Source organism: Pseudomonas sp. J452 (assembly GCF_024666525.1).
In the GTDB taxonomy this organism is placed as follows: domain Bacteria; phylum Pseudomonadota; class Gammaproteobacteria; order Pseudomonadales; family Pseudomonadaceae; genus Aquipseudomonas.
The window spans coordinates 2,063,095-2,083,220 of sequence record NZ_CP088294.1; the positions used below are offsets into that span (position 1 = coordinate 2,063,095).

A 20,126-nucleotide genomic window follows, 5' to 3' on the forward strand; every position below is an offset into this window, starting at 1 on the left:
GGCGATGGACATTACCTACTGCCGTTACCACCCCGCACAACCCGCTACCTGGCAGTGCGTGCCGTGCGAGCGGGATTTCGGCGACTGCTGCATTCCGCTGAATGCCGATGCGCCGGAGCAGGAACCGGTGTGTCCGCTGTGCCGCCAGCGGCTGACCTTTCTCGGCGCGGCGAATACCGCCCAGCCTTTCTGGGAACGCATTCCGCAATTCTTCCTCTATGGCTTGCAGCAGGGGCCCTTGCTGTTCGCCGTGGCGCTGGCCCTGGCCAGTCTGTTCATGCCGGCCTCGATGCTGCTCTGGCTGGCGCTGTTCTGTGTGGCCTGCAAATACCTGCAGACAGTGATCGAGACGGCCAGCCAGGGTGGTCGCGATGCGCCCGCGTTGCGCACGGCCTTCGATATCGAAGGTTTTGGCCTGTTCTGGCGTTTGCTGGTGATCTTCTTCATCGCCTTCGGTGCGCAGTGGCTGGCAGCCGACTTCGACAGTGAGGCGCTGTTCTGGGCGGTCAGCCTGGGCGTGCAGCTGGTGATCCCGGCCTGCATCATCCGCCTGGCGCTGGACAAGACCCTGGGCGCTGCGCTGAACCCGGACGAAATCGGCCAGGTGATCAAGGCCATGGGCTGGCGCTACCTGATCCTCTGGGTGTTCCTGTTCATTCTCTGGCAGTCACCGGACTGGGTCACCTACATGCTCTCGAACGGCTTGCCGAGAGTGGTGCTGATGCCGATTGCCACCCTGCTGTTCGGTTATTTCAGCGTGGTGATGTGCGCCATGATGGGTTACGCGGTGTTCCAGTATCAGGGCGCGCTGGGCTTTGCCGTGGCCGAGGAGGGCAGCAGTGCCGGTTTCCCTGCCGAGGAGTACCAGCGGCGGCGGGCCCTGGCCGAAGCGGAGATCCGCCTCAAGGAAGGGCAGAGCAGTCCAGCCCTGGAAATACTGACCCTGGCATTGGAGCGCCTGCCCAATGACCTCAAGCTGAACGAGCGCTTCCATCAGTTGCTCTATGGCTTGAATGCCACAGAGCGCTGCCTGCGCCATCTGGCTCATTACCTGCCATTGGCGGCGCGGCTGAATCCACCGCTGGCGGCTACGGCGTTGCTCAATGCGCGGCGGTTGCAGGCCGATTACCTGCCGGACGATGCCCAGGTCTGTGAGCGCGTGGCACAGGCCCTGATCGAACGGCACAAGATCCGCGAGGGCCTGAGCCTGTTGCGCAACCTGCATCAGCGCTTCCCCGATTACCCCTTCATTGCCCGTGCCTACCTGCTGGCCGCCCGTGGTTTTGCCGAGGGCCTAGGGCAGCTAGAGCCGGCGCAGAAGCTGCTCGGGTTTATCCGCACGCGTTACCCGCAGTCGCCCCTGCTGGCTGAGGTCGCCGTGTTGGAAGCGACTATCCAGCGTTTGGCCGAGCGTAGCTGAGAACCTGTCTACGATCTGCTGCGCGTCGGCCATACCGCGTTAAAACTGGCCTCGGGATGCTCATTTACAACTTGTAAACTCCGCTCCCTCGGCCGTTTGACCAGCCGGAGGCTGTTACTAACGTAGCGCCTTGTCTGGCTCTAGCTCGCGAGATCGTCAACAGGTTCTAACAATCCGTAGCCCGGATGCAATCCGGGGGACAATTCCGGATTGCATCCGGGCTACGCTCAGCGCGCCAGATGCTGCTGGTACAAGGCCAGTTGCTGGGTCTGCTCGGCTTCCGGGAAGGCCTGGCGCAGGAAGCGGCTCAGCTCGCTGACGCCGCTTAGATCCTGACGTTGACCGAGCTGGCGAGCCAGCTGCAGGGTCAGTACGGGAAACTGCGACGGCAGTTGCGTGCTGCGGCTCAGGCGGCGCCAGGCGCCCAGTGCGCGCTGCCCCTCGCCGGCGCGAATCAGCGGTGACAGTAGGTGCAGTTGCACGGCCGGGTGCTGCAGCAGGCGTTGCTCCATTTCGCCGCTGTCATCGGCAATCCGCCTTAGCAGGACCAAGCTTTCACTGTGCTCGGGCAGGGCAAACAGTTGCTTGAGTACGCCACTGAGCAGGGCCTTGTCCTGGCGCCCGCGGGCTACCGCGTAGAGGCGTTCCAGCAGTGCCGGGCGGCCGGGATAGCGCGCCAGCAGGTCCGGCCCGCGGCTGGCGGCCTGATCCAGGGCGAACTGGCTGAGCAGTTGATCGAGGGCGGCCAGTTCGCGCTTGAACTGCGCGTCCGGGTCCTCCTTGTGCAGGTAGGCCTCGTCGACCTTGAGCCGGCCGCCCAGGCGCGGCAGCCACACGGCGAGGAAACCGGCGCCCAGGCCACCGAGGTGGGCGTAGTAGTTGGTGTTGCCCTCGGCCAGCAGCAGGCCGTACAGCTCCTTGCCCATCCACACCGGCAGAATCCACAGCGCCGGCGCCTTGAAGTAGCCGAACAGCGGGCCGAGCCAGTAGAAGAAGTTGATCTTGCGCAGGCCGTAGACGCCCAGGTACATGCCCATCAGCCCGGAGATCGCCCCGGAGGCACCGACTCCGCTGACCCAGACCGGATCCAGCGCCCACCAGAGCAGGTGCGAGGCCACGCCACTGAGCAGGTACAGGCCCAGATAGACGGCGCGACCCAGGGCGATTTCTAGGGCGAAGCCGAAGATGAAGAGGAACAGCATGTTGCCCAGCAGGTGGTCGAAGCTGCCATGCAGGAACATCGCACCGAACAGGCCCTCGACCGTGAACCGGGCCGGGATAAAGCCGAAGCGCATGCTGCTGATCTGGTCGCGCGCCGCTTCGGCCTTCTGCCGCGCCGCTTGCCAGGCGTTGTCAGCGCGATATTCCGCACGCTGGTGCAGGCCGTGTTCGAACTCCAGGTCATGCAGGATCAGCGCCGCCAGGTCCTGGCGGCGCATGCCGTCGAGGTATTCGCGCTCGTCCCGGTCCAGCTCCCGGCGCTGGCTGAAGTCCTCGGTGAAGAGTGCCCGCTCGCGATTGAGCAGGCCGCCGTCGAGGTAGGTGCGCACCGCCGTTTCCTCGCGCGCCTGATCGCCACCCTGGTAGGCGAAGTAGATCAGGGTGTTGAGCAGGATCAGCAGCAGGGTGATGACGGGCGGGCGTTTCCAGTCCAGCGGGTGTTCGGCCGGGATGATCAGCATGACTTACTTCCGTGTCGCGAAGGTGTTACTGGCCGCGCTTGCTCTCGATGCTCTTCAGGCGTTCCGCTTCGAACATCAGGAAGTAGTACATGCCGTTGCGCGGGCCATAGACCCACTCTTCCTGTTTGAACTCCTGCTCGCCCTGGGCATTGAGGGTATAGCCGATCACGCTCTGGCTGGCCGGGGCACCGCACTTCATGCGCACCTCGCTGCTGCGCTCACCTTCGCTGGCGATGCCGTTGTCGCAACGCATGGAGGCGGCGGCGGAGAAACTGCAGGCAGCCAGCAGGGCACCGATAACGAGAGTTTTCATCTAGAGCATCCTTGTTCATGGGGGAGGGTAATGTGCAGATTGGCTGCTCAGTCGCCGCGTTTGCTGTCGATCTTGATCAGGCGATTGCCTTCCAGACGCAGGAAATAAAGCATGCCGTTGCGTGGGCCGTAAATCCACTCTTCGATGGCCACTTCGCTGGCGTAACCGTAGTAGTCGACCACTTCGCGGTAACCGAGAAAGTCGCGGCTGACTGGCTCGCCACACTTGTCCAGCACCTCGCCGGCCAGGTCGCCAGTGCTGATCAGCTTGCTGCCGCAGCGCAGGGTGGAACTGGCCTGTGCAGCTCCAGCGAACAGCAGGCCAAGGACGATCAGCAGGGCGTTGCGCATCGAGAGTTCCACACCGCAGGGGGCTATTGGCCGGCAGCCTACACCGGCTTTTGCCGGCTGTCAGCGGCCGCGACGGGTTTCGATGCGGATCAGGCGATTGCCTTCGAAGGTGAGGATGCTGAGCATGCCGTTGTTCGGCCCGTAGACCCATTCTTCGATCTTGAATTCACGCCGGTCATAGCTGCCCAGGGTGTAGCCGACCAGGTCGCGGTAGCTCGGTTCACCACACTTGCGCTCGACCTCGAAGGCGCGGTCGCCCTCGCTGACCAATTGCGTGCCGCAGCGCATGCTGCTGCCGGCCTGGGCCAGGCCGCTGCCAAGTAGCAGCAGGGCCAGGCAAAGCAGTTGGCGTGGCATCGCCTTACTCACTGCCCAGGTGCAGGGCGGTGGCGACCTGGCCGTCGGCCAGGGCCTCGCTGCTGCTGACGTCGAGCAGGTAGATGCGCTGATCGGCCAGGCCGCCGCGCTCCACCAGATAGTCCTTGATGCTGGCGGCGCGGGCCTGGGCCAGCTGGCGCAGGAGCAACTCGCTCTGCCCCCAGGACTGCAGCACGGCGTCTTTCAGCTTGGCGCCACGCTCCTCGTCCGGCAGCTCGGCCCACTCGGCCGGCGGCTGCTGCTTGAGGCGGGTGCGGTAGATGCCTTCCAGCAGCACCGCCTTGTCATCCTCGTCGACCACCAACTGCTCCGGTTCGGCGGGCACCGCATCGCCGCGGCGCTGCAGCATCTTGTACCAGGTGTTCTGGTATTCGCGCTCCAGGCGTGCCGCGGCGAGCGGTGGGCCGTCGCTGCTCTGGGCGCTCATGCCTTCGACTTCCAGGCGCAACACCGGGCGCTCCTTGAGGGCGGCGGCCAGGGTATCCAGGGCCTTCTGCGCGGCGCCGTCCAGCTCATCGCTGCCGGCGGCGAACTGCACCTGGCTGAGATCGACCTCGCTGCCGCCGACCAGGCCGGCGATGAACTTGAAGGGCGCCTGGGCGGCACGCAGCACCAGGTTACGCAGGGTCTGCCAGACGATCGGCATCACGCTGAATTCCGGGCTGTTGAGGTTGCCCTGCACCGGCAGAGCGATCTCGATATTGCCGTTGGTGTCCTTGAGCAGGGCCACGGCCAGGCGGATCGGCAGATCCACGGCATCCTTGCTGTCGACCTGTTCGCCCAGTTGCAAGTCTTCCACCAGCACCTTGTTCTCGGCATTCAGCTGGCCTTTCTCAATCTGGTAGTGCAGGTCGAGGTTGAGCCTGCCCTTGCGGATGCGGTAGCCGGCGAACTTGCCGGAGTAGGGGGTGAGGGTGGTCAGTTCGACATTCTTGAAGCTGGTGGCAATATCCAGGCTGTTCATCGGGTCGAAGGGGGTGAGTTTGCCCTTGATGGTGACCGGTGCGTACTTGTCGACCTTGCCTTTGATATCCACGCTGGCGGTTTTCGGGCTCTGGTTGTCGAGAGTGCCGATTTTGCCGTTGAGCTGCTGGATGGCCGTGGCGAAGTTGGGGGTCAGGCTGAAGTCGGCGAAGTTGGCCGAGCCATCCGCGATGCTGATGCCGCCAATGCGGATCGGCATAGGCTCGCCGGCCGGTTCTGCCTTGGCATTCGGTTCGGCCGGCTGGGCGATGATCAGGTCGTTGACGTTGGTGGTCAGGTCTTCATTGATGATGAAGCGGGTATAGGGCTGTTGCAGGCTGACCTGCTGGATCGCCAGGCCTGCGCCGTGGCGATAGTCGAGGCCGTCCACCACCAGCTGCTGCCACTTGAGGAAGTCGCGCTCCTTGAGGGTGTCGAGGGTGTGCAGCTGGTTGACCTCGACGCGTCCGCCGATGCTGAAAGCCAGTGGCTCGACGCTTTTCAGGTCGACGGCCAGGTCGCTGCCGAGCAGGCCGCTACGCAGCTCCAGGCGCATGAAGGGGCTGATATAGGCCTGGGCCAGACGCAGGTCGATATCGCGGGTAACAACCTGCAGCTTGGCCGTGGTCGGGGTCAGCTGCACCTGGCCGTCGGCCTTGAGCTGGCCCTTCTGGTTCAGACCGGTATCGAGCTTGAGGGCAAAAGGCGAGGTGCCCAGGCTGTCGAAGTCCTTGAGATCGAGGTTGAGCGGGCCCAGCTCGACCTTGACCTCATTGCCAGGCGCGCGATCGGCCAGGTGGATCTGGTAGTCGCGCAACTGCACGTCACGCAGGATCACTTGCCAGGGTTTGCCCGGCTCGGTGGCGGCCGCAGGCTCAGCAGGAGCCGGCTCTGTGGCTGCGCCTTGCGCTGCCGGAGGCGCTTCGCCGGTCGCTACGGCAGCGCTTGCGCTGTTATCTGGGCTAGTCGGCGTGGAGCCTGTGCCATCCTCGTTCGGAGCCGGAGCCGGAGCCGGAGCCGGAGCCGGAGCCGGAGCCGGAGCCGGAGCCGGAGCTGAGGCAGGCGCGGGTGTGGGTTTGCTCGGCTGGCTGGCCAACAGCTTCTGCCAGTCGAGTTGGCCATCCTTCTCGCGGGCGGCCCAGGTTTCCAGTTTCTGGCTGCGGATCTTGCCGACTATGACCTGTTGCTTGGCCAGGTCCAGGCTGGTCTCGGCGACGTTCAGGCTGGCCAGGCGCAGCAGAGGTTTGTCCTCCGGGCTCTTGATGGCGAAGTTGCTGAGATCGACCGAGGTGTTGCTCAGCAACACTTCCGTACTCTTGGCCAGGCTCAGGCGGTAGTCGGTACTCAGGCTGACCACGCCATCTTCCAGCACCAGTGGCAGGGCGTCGCGCACATAGGGCCAGACGCCTTTCAACTTGCCATCGGTGACCTTCAACTGGCCGCTGGAGCTGATCGGGCTGAGGCTGATCTGCCCTTGCCAGTCGATACGCCCGCCGTATGGGCCGAGCGCGATCAGGTTCATCTCGGCATTGTCATCGGGCAGGGTGCTGAGGTTCTTCAGCTCCAGGTTGAGCGAGTCGTAGACGAACTCGACCGGCTCGCTGGGGCGCAAGTCGCGAAAATGCAGGCCGTTCTCGATCAGCTCGATGCGCTCGATGCGCAGCGGAAAGGGTTCGCTCGGCTCGGTCGCAGGCGGTTGCTCCGCACTGGCGGGCAGCTTGAACAGCTGGGTCAGGTTGAGCGTACCGTCCTTGGCGAACAGCAGTTCAGTGCGGGCCTTCTCCAGCTCGATATCGGCCAGGTGCAGGGCGCCGCCCCACAGGCTATCCAGTTGCAGATTGGCGTACAGGCGATCGAAGGCGATCTGCTCCTTGTCTGCCTCACCAATATGCAGGCCCCAGAGGCTCAGCTCCAGGCTGAAGGGGTTGAGTTCGATACGTTGCAGGCGCGCCGGAACAGTGGCGTACTGGGCCAGCTGCTGGTTGGCCACACGCAGGCCGATGCCGGGCAGGATCAGGAAACCGAGCAGGCTGTAGAGAGCGATGGCGATCAGCAGTGCGCTCGTGGCGCGTTTCAATCCGTTGGGCATGGCGCGACTTCAACTTCCAGGCTGAGATGCCCGGAAGTATGGCATGGCTATTTTAAAGTGGGGCCATTGCCGTGCTGGCCGCGTGCCTCAGAGCCGGTTCACGATTTTTCCTACCGCGACAAATAAGGACTCAGGTCGCATGTTTGCGGCGGGACGCATCCTGCGAGGCAGGCCGAATCGCTCGCCTTTGAACAGGTTCTTAGTAGCGATAGGCACCGGCTGCGATGGCCGCCTGCAGCTCGCGGGTCAGCGGCACGTAGCGGTCGCTGCCGGGCAGCCAGGCATACAGCGGGTCGCTGCAGCGTTCGAGGTCATAGGCCTGCTCCTTCAGCGGCGCCTTCTTGTGCTTGAAGGTGCCGGTGGTCTCCAGTTGCACGCTCAGGCGCAGGAACAGCGGCACGGCGTAGATCGGCAGCTCGCGGCGCAATTCGTTCAGCAGTGCATGGAAGTCGAACTGCGCCGGCGGGCAATCCAGGCGCATGCAGGCCATGCCGGCGCGGCCGTTGGTGCCGGGGATTTCCACGCCATACACGGCGGTCTCGCTGATCTGCTCGATGCCATCGAGGATCGCCTCGACCTGCGAGGTGGAGACGTTCTCGCCCTTCCAGCGGAAGGTGTCGCCCAGGCGGTCGACGAACTGGGCGTGCTTGAAGCCGATATCACGCATCAGGTCGCCGGTGTTGAACCAGGCATCGCCGGGCTCGAACACGTCGCGCAGGATGCAGGTCTCGGTCTTCTTCATATCGGTGTAGCCATCGAACGGAGTTTTCGCGGTGATCTGCCCGAGCAGCAACCCGGCTTCGCCTTTGCCCACCCGTTGCAGCCGGCCTGTGGCATCGCGGCGCGGCGCCTCGGACTCCTGGTCGTACTGGACGATGGCGTAGGGGTAGGGCGAGAAGCCCACGGTATTGTCGAAGTTGAGCAGATTGGTGAAGCCGATATTGCCTTCGCTGGAGGCATATAGCTCCATCACCCGCTCGACCGCGAAGCGCTGTTTGAATGCCTGCCAGATGCTCGGGCGCAGGCCGTTGCCAACCATCACGCGGATTGGGTTGGCGCCGTCGTTGGCACGCGGCGGCTGGTCCAGCAGGTAGCGGCACAACTCGCCGACATAACCGAAGGCGGTCGCCTGGTGGCGCTGCACGTCCTCCCAGAAACGGCTGGCGCTGAACTTGCGCACCATGATCAGCGCCGCCTGGCCAGCCAGCACCGAGCCCCAGCACACCACCATGGCGGTGGCGTGGTAGAACGGCAGGCTGCAGTACAGGCGGTCGGTGTTGCCCAGGCGCACGGCGGCGAAACCGAACACGCCGTAGCCCTTCATGAAGCGCCCGTGGTTGAACACCACGGCTTTCGGCAGGCCGGTGGTGCCGGAGGTGTAGATGTAGAAGCAGGGGTCGGCGGCGCGTACCGGCTCGGCCAGCTGCGGATTGTGCGCCGGGTAGGCGTGCAGCTCGGCGGCCGGGTGCTGCCAACCGGCAGGCGCCATGCCGGGGTCGCGCCAGGTCGGTTGGTCGGCGAAATACAGGCGCGCGTCCTGGGCCAGCTGCAACTGCGCTTCGACTTCCTGGAAAGCCGCCAGCAGTTCCTCGCCGACCAGTGCCAGTTTCGGTTGCACCAGGTTGATGCTGTGCGCCAGCACCTGACCGCGCTGGCTGCTGTTGATCAGTGCGCTGACCACGCCGAGCTTGGCGCAGGCGGTGACGCAGGCCAGCAGCTCCAGGCGGTTCTCCAGCATCAGCACCACGCTGTCGCCCTTGCCCAGGCCACGGACCTGCAGGTAGTTGGCGAGGCGGTTGGCCCACTGGTTGAGCTCGGCATAGCTGAGTTGTTCGTCACCCTGGATCAGCGCCGCACCGTCGGGGTTGGCGCGCGCCGCCTGCTCGACGCACAGGCCCAGACCGACCGGACGTTGGCCGCGACTGCGGCTGGCGATATGCAGGCCCTTGGCGATGCCGGGCAGGTCGAGTAGCAGGCGCGGTAGACGTTGCAGCAGGCGTGGCAGGGTAATCAGGTCGGCATGACTCATGGCGGACTCCGGCGGTGCTAGGCACTCGATATTGTTGTGCGGCCAATCTACCCAGCGGCGGCGGGTCTGTTGATAGCCTGGGGTCACACGACACTGGCAATTTGTCTCAAGTGCGTCGCACAATCGACCCTCTCTCGGCAGGTGAAAGGACTTCCCCATGTTGCAGGCGACCACGGCTCCCAGCGCGTCGGCGTCATTGTTGCTCGACCTCTATCAGGCTTTGCGCAGCCTGCAGCTGGCGGGGCCTGACGACCTGCTGGCGCTGGGTCTGGCGCCCGAGCCGGCGCTGGATCTGGAAACGCGTATCCCGGTGGCCTGGCTGGTGCGGCTCTGGCAACTGGCTCTGCGGCGTGGCGCGCCGGCCGATCTTGGCCTGTTGCTTGGCCAGCGTCGTGGCCTGCAGACGCGCGGCCCGGTGGCCAATCTGGCGGCGCTGAGCGCTACCCTGGGCGAGGCGCTGGAGCTGTTCTGCCGGCATAGTCCGGTGATGAGCGAATGCGAAAGCCTGCGGGTGGAACGTCAGGCCGGGCGCGTGCGCATCGTGTTCCTGTTCAGCGCACCATTGGCTGGCCTGCCTCCCGTCTGCGAGTACAGCCTGAGCTCGGCCCTGTGCTGGGCGCGGCAGATGAGCGGGGTGCGCCTGTTGCCGTTGGCGGTGGGCCTGCGTCATGCGGCCCTGGCCGGGCCGGCCAACTACCGTCAGGTGTTCGGTTGCGCGGTGCGCTTTGGCGAGGCGCAGGACTACATCGAGATGGCCGAGGCCGACATGCAACTGCCCATGGTTGGCGACAACGCCTACCTCAAGGGCCTGCTGCAACAGCGGGTGAGCAGCATGCAGGCCCAGTTGCCGATACACAGCAGCTTGCGCCGGCAGGTGCTGCGCCTGATCGAGCAGGGGCTGGTCAGTGGCGAGTTTTCGGTGGCGGCGGTGGCCGAGCGTCTGCAGATCAGCCGGCAGACCCTGCACCGCCATCTGCGTGAGGAAGACTGCTGCTTCTCCGAACTGCTGGCCCAGGTGCGTCGCCAGCAGGCACTGCAGCGCCTGGCGCAACCGGGTTGCCGGGTCGAGGCGCTCAGCCGCGAGCTCGGTTTCAGTGAGCCGAGTGCCTTCTACAAGGCGTTCAAGGGTTGGTTCGGCCAGTCGCCCAAGGCTTACCAGCAGCAGGCCGGTGCGGAGTCGATGGCCTTGTAAGCGTTACAACCGCGCCGCCTTGAAGGTATCGCAGCGGCCCACTTCACCGCGTTCGAAGCCGGCCTTGAACCAGCGCTCGCGTTGGGCCGAAGTGCCGTGGGTGAAGGAGTCGGGCATCACGGTACCGCGTGACTGCTGCTGCAGGCGGTCGTCGCCGATGGCGTTGGCGGCGTTCAGCGCCTCTTCCAGATCGCCCGGTTCCAGCCAGTCCAGACGGCGCTGGGCATGGTAGGCCCAGACGCCGGCCAGGCAGTCGGCCTGCAGTTCCTGGCGCACCAGCAGGCCATTGTCGCCCTCCACCCGTTCGCCGCGCTGGCGCGCCGCGTTGACCTTGGCCGAGACGCCGAGCAGGGTCTGCACATGGTGGCCGACCTCGTGGGCGATCACATAGGCCTGGGCGAAGTCGCCGGCGGCGGCGAAACGGGTTTCCAGCTCGCGGAAGAAGCTCAGGTCGAGGTAGACCTGCTGGTCGCCGGGGCAGTAGAAGGGACCGACCGCGGCATCGGCGAAGCCGCAGGCCGAGCGCACGCCGCCGCTGAACAGCACCAGCTTGGGGTCCTGGTACTGCTTGCCGCCGGCCTGGAAAATGGCGCGCCAGGTGTCTTCGGTATCGCCCAGCACGGCGCGGACGAACTCGCTCTGCGGGTCATTGGCCGCCGGAGCCGGTTGGCTCTGGGTGGTCACGCCACCTGGCTGCACGGCTTGGCCGGCGATATTGCCGAGGATGGTCAGCGGGTCCTGGCCCATCAGCAGGCCGATCACCACGACGATGGCAATGCCGCCGAGGCTGAGGCCCTTGCCGCCGCCGAAGCGCATGCCGCCGCCACCGCCGCCGCGGGCATCCACTACGTTGTCGCTGCGTCGTGCCTTCTGCCAGCGCATGGTCCACTCCTTCAGTCCGCCGAGGTGTAACAGTGTCGCTGGCGCGGGCGTGCGGCGCCAGTCCGCTGGTCTAGCGGAGCATGGGCGCAGCGGGGAGGCTGTCGGGTGGGTTGGCTTACTGGGCGGGGTAGTCGGTCAGCACTTGCTCCTGGCCATCTTTCTGCAGGCCGATCACCTGGTAGGCGTGTACCACGCCGGTTTCCATGCCCGGTGAGCCATGCGGCATGCCCGGTACGGCGGCGCCAAGCAGGTCGGGGCGCTGGCGCAGCTTGAGGATGTCGCTGGCCGGCACGTGGCCTTCGACGAACTTGCCGTCGATCACCCCGGTGTGGCACGAGGCCAGGCGCGGTGGCACGCCGAGGCGGCTCTTGACCGCGCTCATGTCGCTCTCGACATGGTCGTTGACCTGGATGCCGTTGGCTTCGAGATGGCTGATCCAGGCCTTGCAGCAGCCGCAGTTGGCGTCGCGGTGGACATCCATGCTGATGGTTTCCGCGGCCTGGCTGGTGGCGGCGGCGAACAGGGCGGTGGCGAGCAGCAGGCGGCGCATGGCGGAGTCTCCGGAAGATGGTTGCGGCAGGATAACGCCGCTCTGCACGCAGTCCCAGCGCCAGACTGTTTCAGTCTGCGAACGCAGCGCCTATGCTCGCTGCCAGTTCAATGAGGGAGTTCGACCATGCTGTCCGCCCGTATTTTTCTGGCCGTGCAGGCCCTGATCCTCGCCGGCTTCGGCCTGGCCTACCTGATCAAACCGCACGAGCTGGCCAACCTCAGCGGCATGCTGCTGATGGCGCCAGCGGCGATCACCGATGTGCGTGCCTACTACGGTGGCCTGCAGCTGGGCCTGGCGGCCTACCTGCTGCTGGCGCTGGCCCGCCTCGACCTGCTGCGTCCGGCGCTGAGCCTGCTGGTGCTGCTCTATGCCACTCTGGCGCTGACGCGTATGGCTGGTCTGTGGCTGGACGGCGGCGCGCAACAGACCTTCAACCTCTACGCCATGCTGTTCGAGATCGTTTCGGCCGGGCTGGCGTTCTGGTGTTTGCGGGGGCAGCGGTAGGGCGCGTGCGCACTGGATGTCAATGACGTAGCCCGGACTTCAGTCCGGGAAGGTATCAGACATGCCCCGGACTGAAGTCCGGGCTACCGGCTGGGTGTTCCGCCTGCGGAGCGCGGCTTAGCGGCGCTGCAGCAGCACGCCGCTTTCCATGTGGTGGGTCCAGGGGAACTGGTCGAACAGGGCGCAGCGCTCGATGCGGTGGGTATCGTTGAGCTGGGCGATGTTGGCGGCCAGGGTCTCCGGGTTGCAGGAGATGTACAGGATGTTGTCGAAGCGCCGGGTCAGCTCGCAGGTGTCCGGGTCCATGCCGGCGCGCGGCGGGTCGACGAACACCGCGCCGAAGTCATAGGACTTCAGGTCGATGCCGGCCAGGCGGCGGAACGGCCGTACCTCGTTGAGGGCCTGGGTCAGCTCTTCTGCAGACAGGCGCACCAGCTCGATATTGTCGATGCCGTTGTCGGCCAGGTTGGCCAGCGCGGCGTTGACCGAACTCTTGCTGATCTCGGTGGCCAGCACTTTGCGTACCCGGGTCGACAGCGGCAGGGTGAAGTTGCCGTTGCCGCAGTACAGCTCGAGCAGATCATCCTGGCGCTCGCCGAGGGCGTCATGGGCCCACTGCAGCATCTGCTGGCAGACCAGGCCGTTGGGCTGGGTGAAGGCGCCTTCCGGCTGGCGGTAGCGGAAGGTGCGCCCGGCCACGGTCATTTCTTCCTGCACGTAATCGCGACCGATCACCAGGCGCTGACCACGCGAGCGGCCGACCAGGCTGACGCCGAGGCTGGCTGCCAGTTGTTCGGCCTCGGCCTGCCAGGCGGCGTCCAGCGGGCGGTGGTAGCACAGGGTGATCAGCGCATCGCCGGCCAGGGTGGTGAGGAACTCGACCTGGAACAGCTTGAACGACAGCGCCCGGCTGGCCTGCCAGGCTGCTTTCAGCTGGGGCATCAGCTCGTTGATGCGCAGGCTGGCGATGGGGAAGTCGTCGATCAGGATCGGCGTGTGCTTGTCGCCGGCGGCGAACATCGCGTAGTGACGCTCTTCCTGCTCGCGCCATAGGCGGAACTCGGCGCGCAGGCGGTAGTGCTCGCCCGGCGAGGCAAACACTTGCGGCTCGGGGGCGGCGAAGGGCGCCAGCAGCTCGCGCAGGCGCGCTACCTTGTCATTCAGTTGGGCGGCGTAGGCCGCCTGGTTTCGATTCTGGCTCATGCGCTGGCGGTAAATCCGAATTTGATGACGAAGATCGCGGCGAGGACCACCAGGGCCGGGTTGAGCTCCTTGAAGCGCCCGGCCAGGGCCTTGATCACCACCCAGCTGATGAAGCCGAAGGCGATGCCGTTGGCGATGGAGAAGGTCAGCGGCATGGCCAGGGCGGTGATCACCACGGGGGCGGCGACGGTGATGTCGTCCCAGTCGATCTCGGCCAGGCCGGAGGTCATCAGTACCGCGATGAAGAGCAGGGCCGGGGCAGTGGCAAACGGCGGTACGGTGCCGGCCAGCGGGGCGAAGAACAGTGCCAGGAGAAACAGCACGGCGACCACGCAGGCGGTCAGGCCGGTGCGCCCGCCGGCGGCGACGCCCGAGGCGGACTCGATGTAGCTGGTGGTAGTGCTGGTGCCCAGCAGCGAGCCACCCATGGCCGCGGTGCTGTCGGCGATCAGGGCGCGGCCCATCTTCGGCAGGTGGCCGTCCTTGCTCATCAGCCCGGCGCGTTTGGCCACGCCGATCAGGGTGCCGGTGTTGTCGAACAGGTCGACGAACAGGAAGGCGAAGATCACGCTGATCATGCCCACGTCCAGTGCGCCCATGATGTCGAGCTGCATGAGGGTGGGCATGATCGACGGGGGCATCGAGACGATGCCGCCGAACTTGCTCACACCCAGGGCGACGGCAATGGCGGTGACGACCAGGATGCCGATCATCACCGCGCCGGTCACCCGCCGGGCTTCCAGGGCGACGATCAGGAAGAAGCCGAAGATCGCCAGCAGCGGGCCGGGGGCATGCAGGTCACCGAGGCCGACCAGGGTGCCCGGATTGGCAATCACCAGACCGGCTTCCTTCAGCGCGATCAGCGCGAGGAACAGGCCGATGCCGGCGGCGATGGCCGAGCGCAGCGGCAGCGGGATGCTGTTCACGATCCACTCGCGGATGCGGAAGATCGACAGCAGGAAGAACAGCGTGGCGGAAATAAATACCGCGCCCAGCGCCACTTGCCAGCTGTAGCCCATCTGCAGGACTACTGTATAGGTGAAGAAGGCGTTGAGGCCCATGCCGGGAGCCAGGGCGATCGGGTAGTTGGCGATCAGGCCCATTGCTGCCGAGCCGATGGCCGCGGCCAGGCAGGTGGCGACGAATACGGCGCCGGTATCCATGCCCGTCTTGCCGAGGATTTCCGGGTTGACGAAGAGGATGTAGGCCATGGTCAGGAAGGTGGTCAGACCCGCCAGGATCTCGGTACGCACCGTGGTGTTGTGTGCCTTGAGTTGGAACAGCTTTTCCAGCATGTTGGCTCCCATGAACCGCTACGTGAGTGAGGTGCGGACTGCGCGAAAGCAAAGCACAAAGGCCGCTGGTCGGGGTCAAGCGACAGCAGATTTCGGGCCAGATCCGGAAAAGCCGCGCACTATACCAGCTCACCCCCGAGCGGTGAATTTATGACCGGACGGACAGCATCGGTTTCCGTCCGCCAAGGAGAACAGCCATGACAACCCGCGCCCTGATCGCCGTCGCCGACGGTGTCGAAGACATTGAAACCGTGACCCTGATCGACGTGCTGCGCCGCGCCGAAGTCGAAGTGGTGGTGGCCAGCATCGAGAACCGGCGCATGTTCACCTGCGCCCGCGGCTCGCGGATGACCGCCGACGCCATGCTGATCGACGTGCTGGCCCAGGACTTCGACCTGATCGCCCTGCCTGGCGGCATGCCCGGCGCCCAGCACCTGGCCGACCACGCGCCGCTGGCCGAGAAGGTCCAAGCCCAGGCCAAGGCCGGCAAGCTGTTCGCCGCCATCTGCGCCGCCCCCGCCCTGGCTTTGCAGGGCTACGGCGTGCTCAAGCAGCGGCAGATGACCTGCTACCCGGCATTCAGCGACCGCCTGTCGGGCTGCACCTTCGTCGACCAACCGGTAGTGGTTGACGGCAACTGCATCACCAGCCAGGGCCCGGGCACGGCGCTGGAATTCGCCCTGACCCTGGTCGAGCAACTGGCCGGCAAGGCTACGCGCAAGGCGGTGGCCGAGGCGATGCTGGTGCCCTGAACGAGTGGTGGATAAGCAGAGCGTTATCCACGGCCTGATCCTGTAGGAGCCAGCTTGCTGGCGATAGGCAGACAGCGTCCCGTTGATCGCCAGCAAGCTGGCTCCTACAAAAGCTGTGCTGAATAACAGTATCTGCGCAATCGGCCAGCCCCCGTAGGGTGGATGGCCACACCTGTTCGTCGGGCCCTAGGCCGCCGCTCAGCCCGGCGGCGTCTGATGCAGGTGATCGCGCCGCGCCAGGGTCGGGAACAGCTTGATCCAGGTGCCGGTCACCAGCAGGGTACCGACCCCGCCGAGCAGCACCGCCGGCACCGTGCCGAACCAGTGTGCGGTGACGCCGGACTCGAACTCGCCGAGCTGGTTCGAGGCGCCGATGAACAGGCCGTTGACCGCGCTGACCCGGCCGCGCATGGCGTCCGGGGTGTCCAGCTGCACCAGTGCGCCGCGAATGACCATGCTGATCATGTCCGCCGCGCCCAATATCACCAGCACCGCCATGCTGAACCAGAACGAGGTGGACAGGCCGAAGGCGATGGTCGCCACGCCGAACACCGCTACCGAGCTGAACATGATCGGCCCGGTGCGCCGCTCGATCGGGAAGCGCGCCAGCCACAGCGACATCAGCAGCGCGCCGACCGCCGGCGCCGAGCGCAGCAGACCGAGACCCCAAGGGCCGGTGAGCAGGATGTCCTTGGCGAACACCGGCAGCAGCGCGGTGGCGCCGCCGAGCAGCACGGCGAACAGATCGAGGGAGATCGAGCCGAGCACGTCCGGCTTGCTGCGGATAAAGCGGATGCCGGCCAGCAGAGTATCCAGGGTCGCCGGCTCCTTGCGCAGCACCTGGCCCGTGGCGCTGAGGCCGAGCATCAGGCTGCAGGCCAGCACGTAGAGCAGCACGGTCGGGCCATACACCCACTGCGCGCCGAAGGCGTAGAGCAGGCCGCCGAGGGCCGGGGCAATGATGGTCGCCGCCTGCATGGCCGAGGCCGAGGCGGCTACGGCCCGGGGGAACAGCTCGACCGGCACCACGTTGGGCAACAGCGCCTGGGTCGCCGGCATCTCGAAGGTGCGCGCCAGGCCGAGGAGGAAGGCCAGGGCGAAGATCAGCTCACGGCTGATGCTGTCGGTGCCGCTCCCCAGCAACAGCGCCACGGCTACCAGGGCCTGAACGGCCTGGCAGGCGGCGGCGATCTTGCGTCGCTCGAAGCGGTCGGCGACATGCCCGGCATGCAGCATGAATAGCAGGCGCGGGAGGAATTCGGCGAGGCCGACCAGGCCCAGGTCGAGCACGCTGCCGGTCAGCTGGTAGAGGTGCCAGCCGATGGCCACGGTGAGCATCTGGAAGCCGCTGGCGGTGAATACGCGGGCCAGCCAGAAGGCCATGAACGGCTTGTGCCGGCGCAGCAGGAGTTCGGACATGACAGGGGATGCTTAGGCGGCTAACGAGGTTCGCCAGCCTAGCATGGCTGGCGCTCGGTGCCGTCGCGAATGCTGAGCGCTGTGTTCGCCAATTGCACGGCTGGCGGCGTGCGCAACCTGTAGCCCGGACTTCAGTCCGGGTTAGGCGGAGCTGCGGCTCCCGGACTGAAGTCCGGGCTACCCTTGGGGTACGACACCGGCGCGTTGTTCAGGCGCAGCAGTCGCGGCTATCCAGGGCTTCCAGCAGGCGGCAGTGTTCGGCGTGGCCGCTCTGGCAGCCGGTGATCTTGTTCAGCTCGGCCTGCATGCTCTGCAGGTCGCGGATGCGCGCCGCGATGGTATCCAGGTGTTCGCGCACCATCTGGTCGGCGCTGGCGCAGGGGCTTTCGGGATGGGCAGCGAGATCCAGCAGGCTGCGGATTTCCTCCAGGCTGAAGCCCAGTTCGCGGCCGCGGCGGATAAAGCGCAGGCGGCGCACGTCCATGTCCTGATAGTGGCGATAGCCGGCGGCGCTGCGCTGGGGTGGCGGGAGGAGGCCGGAGCGTTCGTAGAAGCGGACGGTCTCCAGGTTGACGCCGCTCTCGCGGCTGAGCACGCCGATGGTGAGGGGTTTGCTCATGCTTGACTCCGCTGCTTGACCCCGTAGTTGCTACAGGCTTTAGCCTAGTCTGCACCTGAACCAAGGAGATGCCAAATGGGTGCTCATTGCTGCAATCACGACCAGGAAATCAGCCGCTCGCGGCGCTACCGCAAGATCCTGTGGCTGGCGCTGGTGGTCAACTTCGTCATGTTCGCCGTAGAGATCGGCGCCGGCCTGCGCGCCGGTTCGGTGTCGCTGCTGGCTGATTCGCTGGACTTCCTCGGCGACGCCGGCAACTACGCCATCAGCCTGTGGGTGCTCGGTCTCGGTGTGGTGCTGCGCGCCCGCGCCGCACAGTTCAAAGCGTTGAGCATGCTGCTGTTCGGCCTGGGGGTCTTGGCTGCGGCAGTCTGGCAACTGCTGCAGGGCGAGGTGCCGAATGCGCCGACCATGGGCGTGGTCGGTAGCCTGGCGCTGCTGGCCAATCTCGGGGTGGCCGCTCTGCTGTACGCCTACCGCGAGGGGGACAGCAACATGCGCAGCGTCTGGCTGTGCACCCGTAACGATGCCCTGGGCAACCTGGCCGTGCTACTCGCCGCCCTCGGTGTGTTCGGTACCGGGAGTGCCTGGCCGGATCTGCTGGTGGCGGTGATCATGGCCAGCCTGGCGATTTCCGCGGCGATCCAGGTATTGCGCCAGGCGCGCGGCGAGTTGGCGGAGGCGGCCGAGCATGCGTAACGCACTGCATGAGGCCATGCTGCTGGCCTTTGCCGAATCCCGCCGCGCCCTGCAGGCGGGCGACCTGCCGGCTGCCTTCATCAGCCTGGAGCGCGCGCATATCCTCAGTCAGCGCCGGCCACTGTGGCATGCGCAGTCGCACTGGCTGATGTTGCGTGCCGGCTGGCTGGCAGGTGACTGGCGCGAAGTGCTGGGGCAGCTGCCACGCATCTTCGCCGCGCTACTGTTCTCGCGGATCTGGGTGCCGCTGGGCAATAACGGGCGGGCGCGGGTCAGTGCATTCAAGCCGATGCCGGTGTCGGAAGAGCTGCGCCGGCTACTGGAGTAGTCCGCAAAGGCGCCGCACCCGGACCGTAGCCCGGATGTAATCCGGGGGCGGAGTTGCCTGTTTCCCGAATTGCATCCGGGCTTCGCCTTGCGGCGTTGCCGTGCCTCACCCTCGCGCGGCCAGGCGTCAGCCGTGAATGCCGCGCGCGGCTTCGATGAGGTAGGTGATGATCGGCTTGGCCAGGAAGGCGAACAGGCACAGGCCCAGGCCGAGGAACAGGATCGCGGTGCCCAGGCGGCCGGCTTTGGACTTCTTCGCCAGGTCCCAGATGATGAAGGCCATGAACACCATCAGCCCGCCCACCAGTACGTACATCATCAGGGCTTCGAACTGTTCGGTTTCCATGGCGACCTCAACGGCAATAGCAGGGGATAGACAACGGCCGGCGATTATACGCGTGGCCTGTCAGCCTGCCAGCAGGCGTTGATCGGCCCGCGATCTCCTGACTGTCGGCCATGCGGCGTTAGGAATGGCCTCGGCAAGCCGCTTGCGGCTAACGCGCGTTAGCGAGGCCCGAAGGGCGAGTGGAGCGAGTCATGCTCATTTACAGCTCGCAAACTCCGCCCCTCGGCGCTTTGACCAGCCGGAGGCTGTTACTAACGTAGCGCCTTGCCTGGCTCTAATTCAGAAGATCGTGAATAAGTGCTCACTCGCGCAGATGGTTGAGCGGCAGCTCGGTGCTGGCCAGTACCGAGTCGAGCACGAAGCTGGAGCGTACGCTGGTCACGCCTTCGATGCGGGTCAGCTGGCCGAGGAGGAATTTCTGGTAGTGGTCCATGTCCGGCACCACCACCTTGAGCTGGTAGTCGGCGTCCATCCCGGTGACCAGGCTGCACTCCAGCACTTCCGGACACTGGCGGATCACCGCCTGGAAGTGCTCGAAGCGCTCCGGGGTGTGCCGGTCCATGCCGATCAGGACAAAGGCGGTCAGGCTCAGGCCGAGTTTTTTGCGATCCAGCAGGGCCACCTGACGGGTGATATAGCCATCGTCCTCCAGTTGCTTGACCCGTCGCGAACAGGGCGAAGGCGACAGGCCGATGCGCTCGGCCAGTTCCTGATTGGAGATGCGCGCGTCGCGCTGCAGTTCGGCGAGGATGCGCAGGTCGTAGCGGTCGAGCTTGTTCATTATTGGGCTTCTATGTGTTCGGATTGCGCTGATCAATCTATCAGTGGTTTAAAATTGCGCAAGTAATCTATTGGTGAGCAATATTCGCAATCCTTGGTCGCTCTCGCTTGGTTAAGCTTCTCCACAGTTTCATGGCCCGGACGTTGAAGTCCACCCGCAGCACCCAATCAGGTGTCGCGGTGCCGGCGGTCCTACCGGATCGCGCAGGCTCCCGGGTTCGCACCGCCCAACCAGGCGGGCGAGGAAAGCGGCGACACCATCGCCCGTGCCGGACAAGAAAAAGGGGAGGCCATGTGCCTCCCCTTTTTCTTGCCTGCGATTTGCCTGAGC

The 20,126-nt window shown here is 65.6% G+C and carries 20 protein-coding genes; 6 read left to right on the forward strand and 14 right to left on the reverse strand.

Annotated elements, in window-relative coordinates; translation table 11 throughout:
• The first annotated feature begins 4 nt into the window (after positions 1-4).
• The gene (locus LRS11_RS09250; protein ID WP_260496529.1) at positions 5-1,420 is read left to right on the forward strand and encodes a DUF4013 domain-containing protein; all 1,416 of its coding nucleotides are present in this window, start codon (positions 5-7) and stop codon (positions 1,418-1,420) included.
• 227 nt (positions 1,421-1,647) lie between these two features.
• On the opposite strand, the gene LRS11_RS09255 is transcribed toward LRS11_RS09250, so the two are convergent.
• From LRS11_RS09255 to LRS11_RS09280, 6 genes are all read right to left on the reverse strand, one after another.
• Complete coding sequence (locus LRS11_RS09255) at positions 1,648-3,102, reverse strand: rhomboid family intramembrane serine protease (protein ID WP_260496530.1); 1,455 nt, start codon at positions 3,100-3,102, stop codon at positions 1,648-1,650.
• A gap of 25 nt (positions 3,103-3,127) precedes the next feature.
• Positions 3,128-3,415, reverse strand: a complete 288-nt coding sequence (locus tag LRS11_RS09260) for a DUF2845 domain-containing protein (protein ID WP_260496531.1) — start codon at positions 3,413-3,415, stop codon at positions 3,128-3,130.
• Positions 3,416-3,462: 47 nt separating this feature from the next.
• Complete coding sequence (locus LRS11_RS09265) at positions 3,463-3,765, reverse strand: DUF2845 domain-containing protein (protein WP_173209373.1); 303 nt, start codon at positions 3,763-3,765, stop codon at positions 3,463-3,465.
• 60 nt (positions 3,766-3,825) lie between these two features.
• A complete protein-coding gene (locus tag LRS11_RS09270) occupies positions 3,826-4,122 on the reverse strand; it encodes a DUF2845 domain-containing protein (RefSeq protein ID WP_260496532.1) in 297 nt (98 codons plus the stop codon).
• Between the two features lie 4 nt (positions 4,123-4,126).
• On the reverse strand, positions 4,127-7,195 hold the full coding sequence (locus LRS11_RS09275; protein ID WP_260496533.1) for a DUF748 domain-containing protein: 3,069 nt from the start codon (positions 7,193-7,195) through the stop codon (positions 4,127-4,129).
• Between the two features lie 199 nt (positions 7,196-7,394).
• A complete protein-coding gene (locus LRS11_RS09280) occupies positions 7,395-9,224 on the reverse strand; it encodes a long-chain-acyl-CoA synthetase (protein ID WP_260496534.1) in 1,830 nt (609 codons plus the stop codon).
• 157 nt (positions 9,225-9,381) lie between these two features.
• Between LRS11_RS09280 and LRS11_RS09285 the strand changes: the two genes are divergently transcribed.
• Positions 9,382-10,416 carry an AraC family transcriptional regulator gene (locus LRS11_RS09285; protein WP_260496535.1) on the forward strand — a complete coding sequence of 345 codons (1,035 nt, stop codon included), beginning with the start codon at positions 9,382-9,384 and terminating at the stop codon, positions 10,414-10,416.
• 3 nt (positions 10,417-10,419) lie between these two features.
• Here the strand turns inward: LRS11_RS09285 and LRS11_RS09290 are convergent, their stop codons facing one another.
• Complete coding sequence (locus LRS11_RS09290) at positions 10,420-11,298, reverse strand: neutral zinc metallopeptidase (RefSeq protein WP_260496536.1); 879 nt, start codon at positions 11,296-11,298, stop codon at positions 10,420-10,422.
• Positions 11,299-11,413: 115 nt separating this feature from the next.
• Entirely contained in the window at positions 11,414-11,848 is a 435-nt protein-coding gene (locus LRS11_RS09295) for a DUF411 domain-containing protein (protein ID WP_260496537.1), read from the reverse strand.
• Between the two features lie 126 nt (positions 11,849-11,974).
• Here LRS11_RS09295 and LRS11_RS09300 point away from each other — a divergent pair, with 126 nt between their 5' ends.
• Positions 11,975-12,355, forward strand: coding sequence for a DUF4345 domain-containing protein (locus tag LRS11_RS09300; RefSeq protein WP_260496538.1), 381 nt, complete (start codon positions 11,975-11,977; stop codon positions 12,353-12,355).
• Positions 12,356-12,472: 117 nt separating this feature from the next.
• Here the strand turns inward: LRS11_RS09300 and trmA are convergent, their stop codons facing one another.
• Positions 12,473-13,558, reverse strand: a complete 1,086-nt coding sequence (gene trmA / locus LRS11_RS09305) for a tRNA (uridine(54)-C5)-methyltransferase TrmA (protein ID WP_260496539.1) — start codon at positions 13,556-13,558, stop codon at positions 12,473-12,475.
• A complete protein-coding gene (locus tag LRS11_RS09310; RefSeq protein ID WP_260496540.1) occupies positions 13,555-14,853 on the reverse strand; it encodes an NCS2 family permease in 1,299 nt (432 codons plus the stop codon). Before LRS11_RS09310 ends, trmA begins: the two co-directional genes overlap by 4 nt.
• A gap of 197 nt (positions 14,854-15,050) precedes the next feature.
• Here LRS11_RS09310 and LRS11_RS09315 point away from each other — a divergent pair, with 197 nt between their 5' ends.
• Positions 15,051-15,605: a DJ-1 family glyoxalase III gene (locus LRS11_RS09315; RefSeq protein ID WP_260496541.1), complete on the forward strand. Its 555-nt coding sequence runs from the start codon at positions 15,051-15,053 to the stop codon at positions 15,603-15,605.
• 198 nt (positions 15,606-15,803) lie between these two features.
• Here LRS11_RS09315 and LRS11_RS09320 read toward each other — a convergent pair whose 3' ends face one another.
• Entirely contained in the window at positions 15,804-17,024 is a 1,221-nt protein-coding gene (locus LRS11_RS09320) for an MFS transporter (protein ID WP_260496542.1), read from the reverse strand.
• A gap of 208 nt (positions 17,025-17,232) precedes the next feature.
• Positions 17,233-17,643, reverse strand: a complete 411-nt coding sequence (locus LRS11_RS09325; RefSeq protein ID WP_260496543.1) for a MerR family DNA-binding protein — start codon at positions 17,641-17,643, stop codon at positions 17,233-17,235.
• Between the two features lie 75 nt (positions 17,644-17,718).
• Between LRS11_RS09325 and LRS11_RS09330 the strand changes: the two genes are divergently transcribed.
• Together LRS11_RS09330 and LRS11_RS09335 are read left to right on the forward strand one after the other, a co-directional pair.
• Positions 17,719-18,342: a cation transporter gene (locus tag LRS11_RS09330; RefSeq protein ID WP_260496544.1), complete on the forward strand. Its 624-nt coding sequence runs from the start codon at positions 17,719-17,721 to the stop codon at positions 18,340-18,342.
• The gene (locus tag LRS11_RS09335) at positions 18,335-18,670 is read left to right on the forward strand and encodes a DUF3703 domain-containing protein (RefSeq protein WP_260496545.1); all 336 of its coding nucleotides are present in this window, start codon (positions 18,335-18,337) and stop codon (positions 18,668-18,670) included. The genes LRS11_RS09330 and LRS11_RS09335 overlap by 8 nt, the downstream gene beginning before the upstream one ends.
• A 126-nt stretch (positions 18,671-18,796) precedes the next feature.
• On the opposite strand, the gene LRS11_RS09340 is transcribed toward LRS11_RS09335, so the two are convergent.
• The gene (locus LRS11_RS09340; RefSeq protein WP_260496546.1) at positions 18,797-19,015 is read right to left on the reverse strand and encodes a DUF2788 domain-containing protein; all 219 of its coding nucleotides are present in this window, start codon (positions 19,013-19,015) and stop codon (positions 18,797-18,799) included.
• A 301-nt stretch (positions 19,016-19,316) separates the two neighbouring features.
• Positions 19,317-19,796 (reverse strand): Lrp/AsnC family transcriptional regulator, encoded by a 480-nt coding sequence (locus tag LRS11_RS09345; RefSeq protein ID WP_182834425.1) that lies wholly within the window; start codon positions 19,794-19,796, stop codon positions 19,317-19,319.
• Positions 19,797-20,126: the final 330 nt, after the last annotated feature.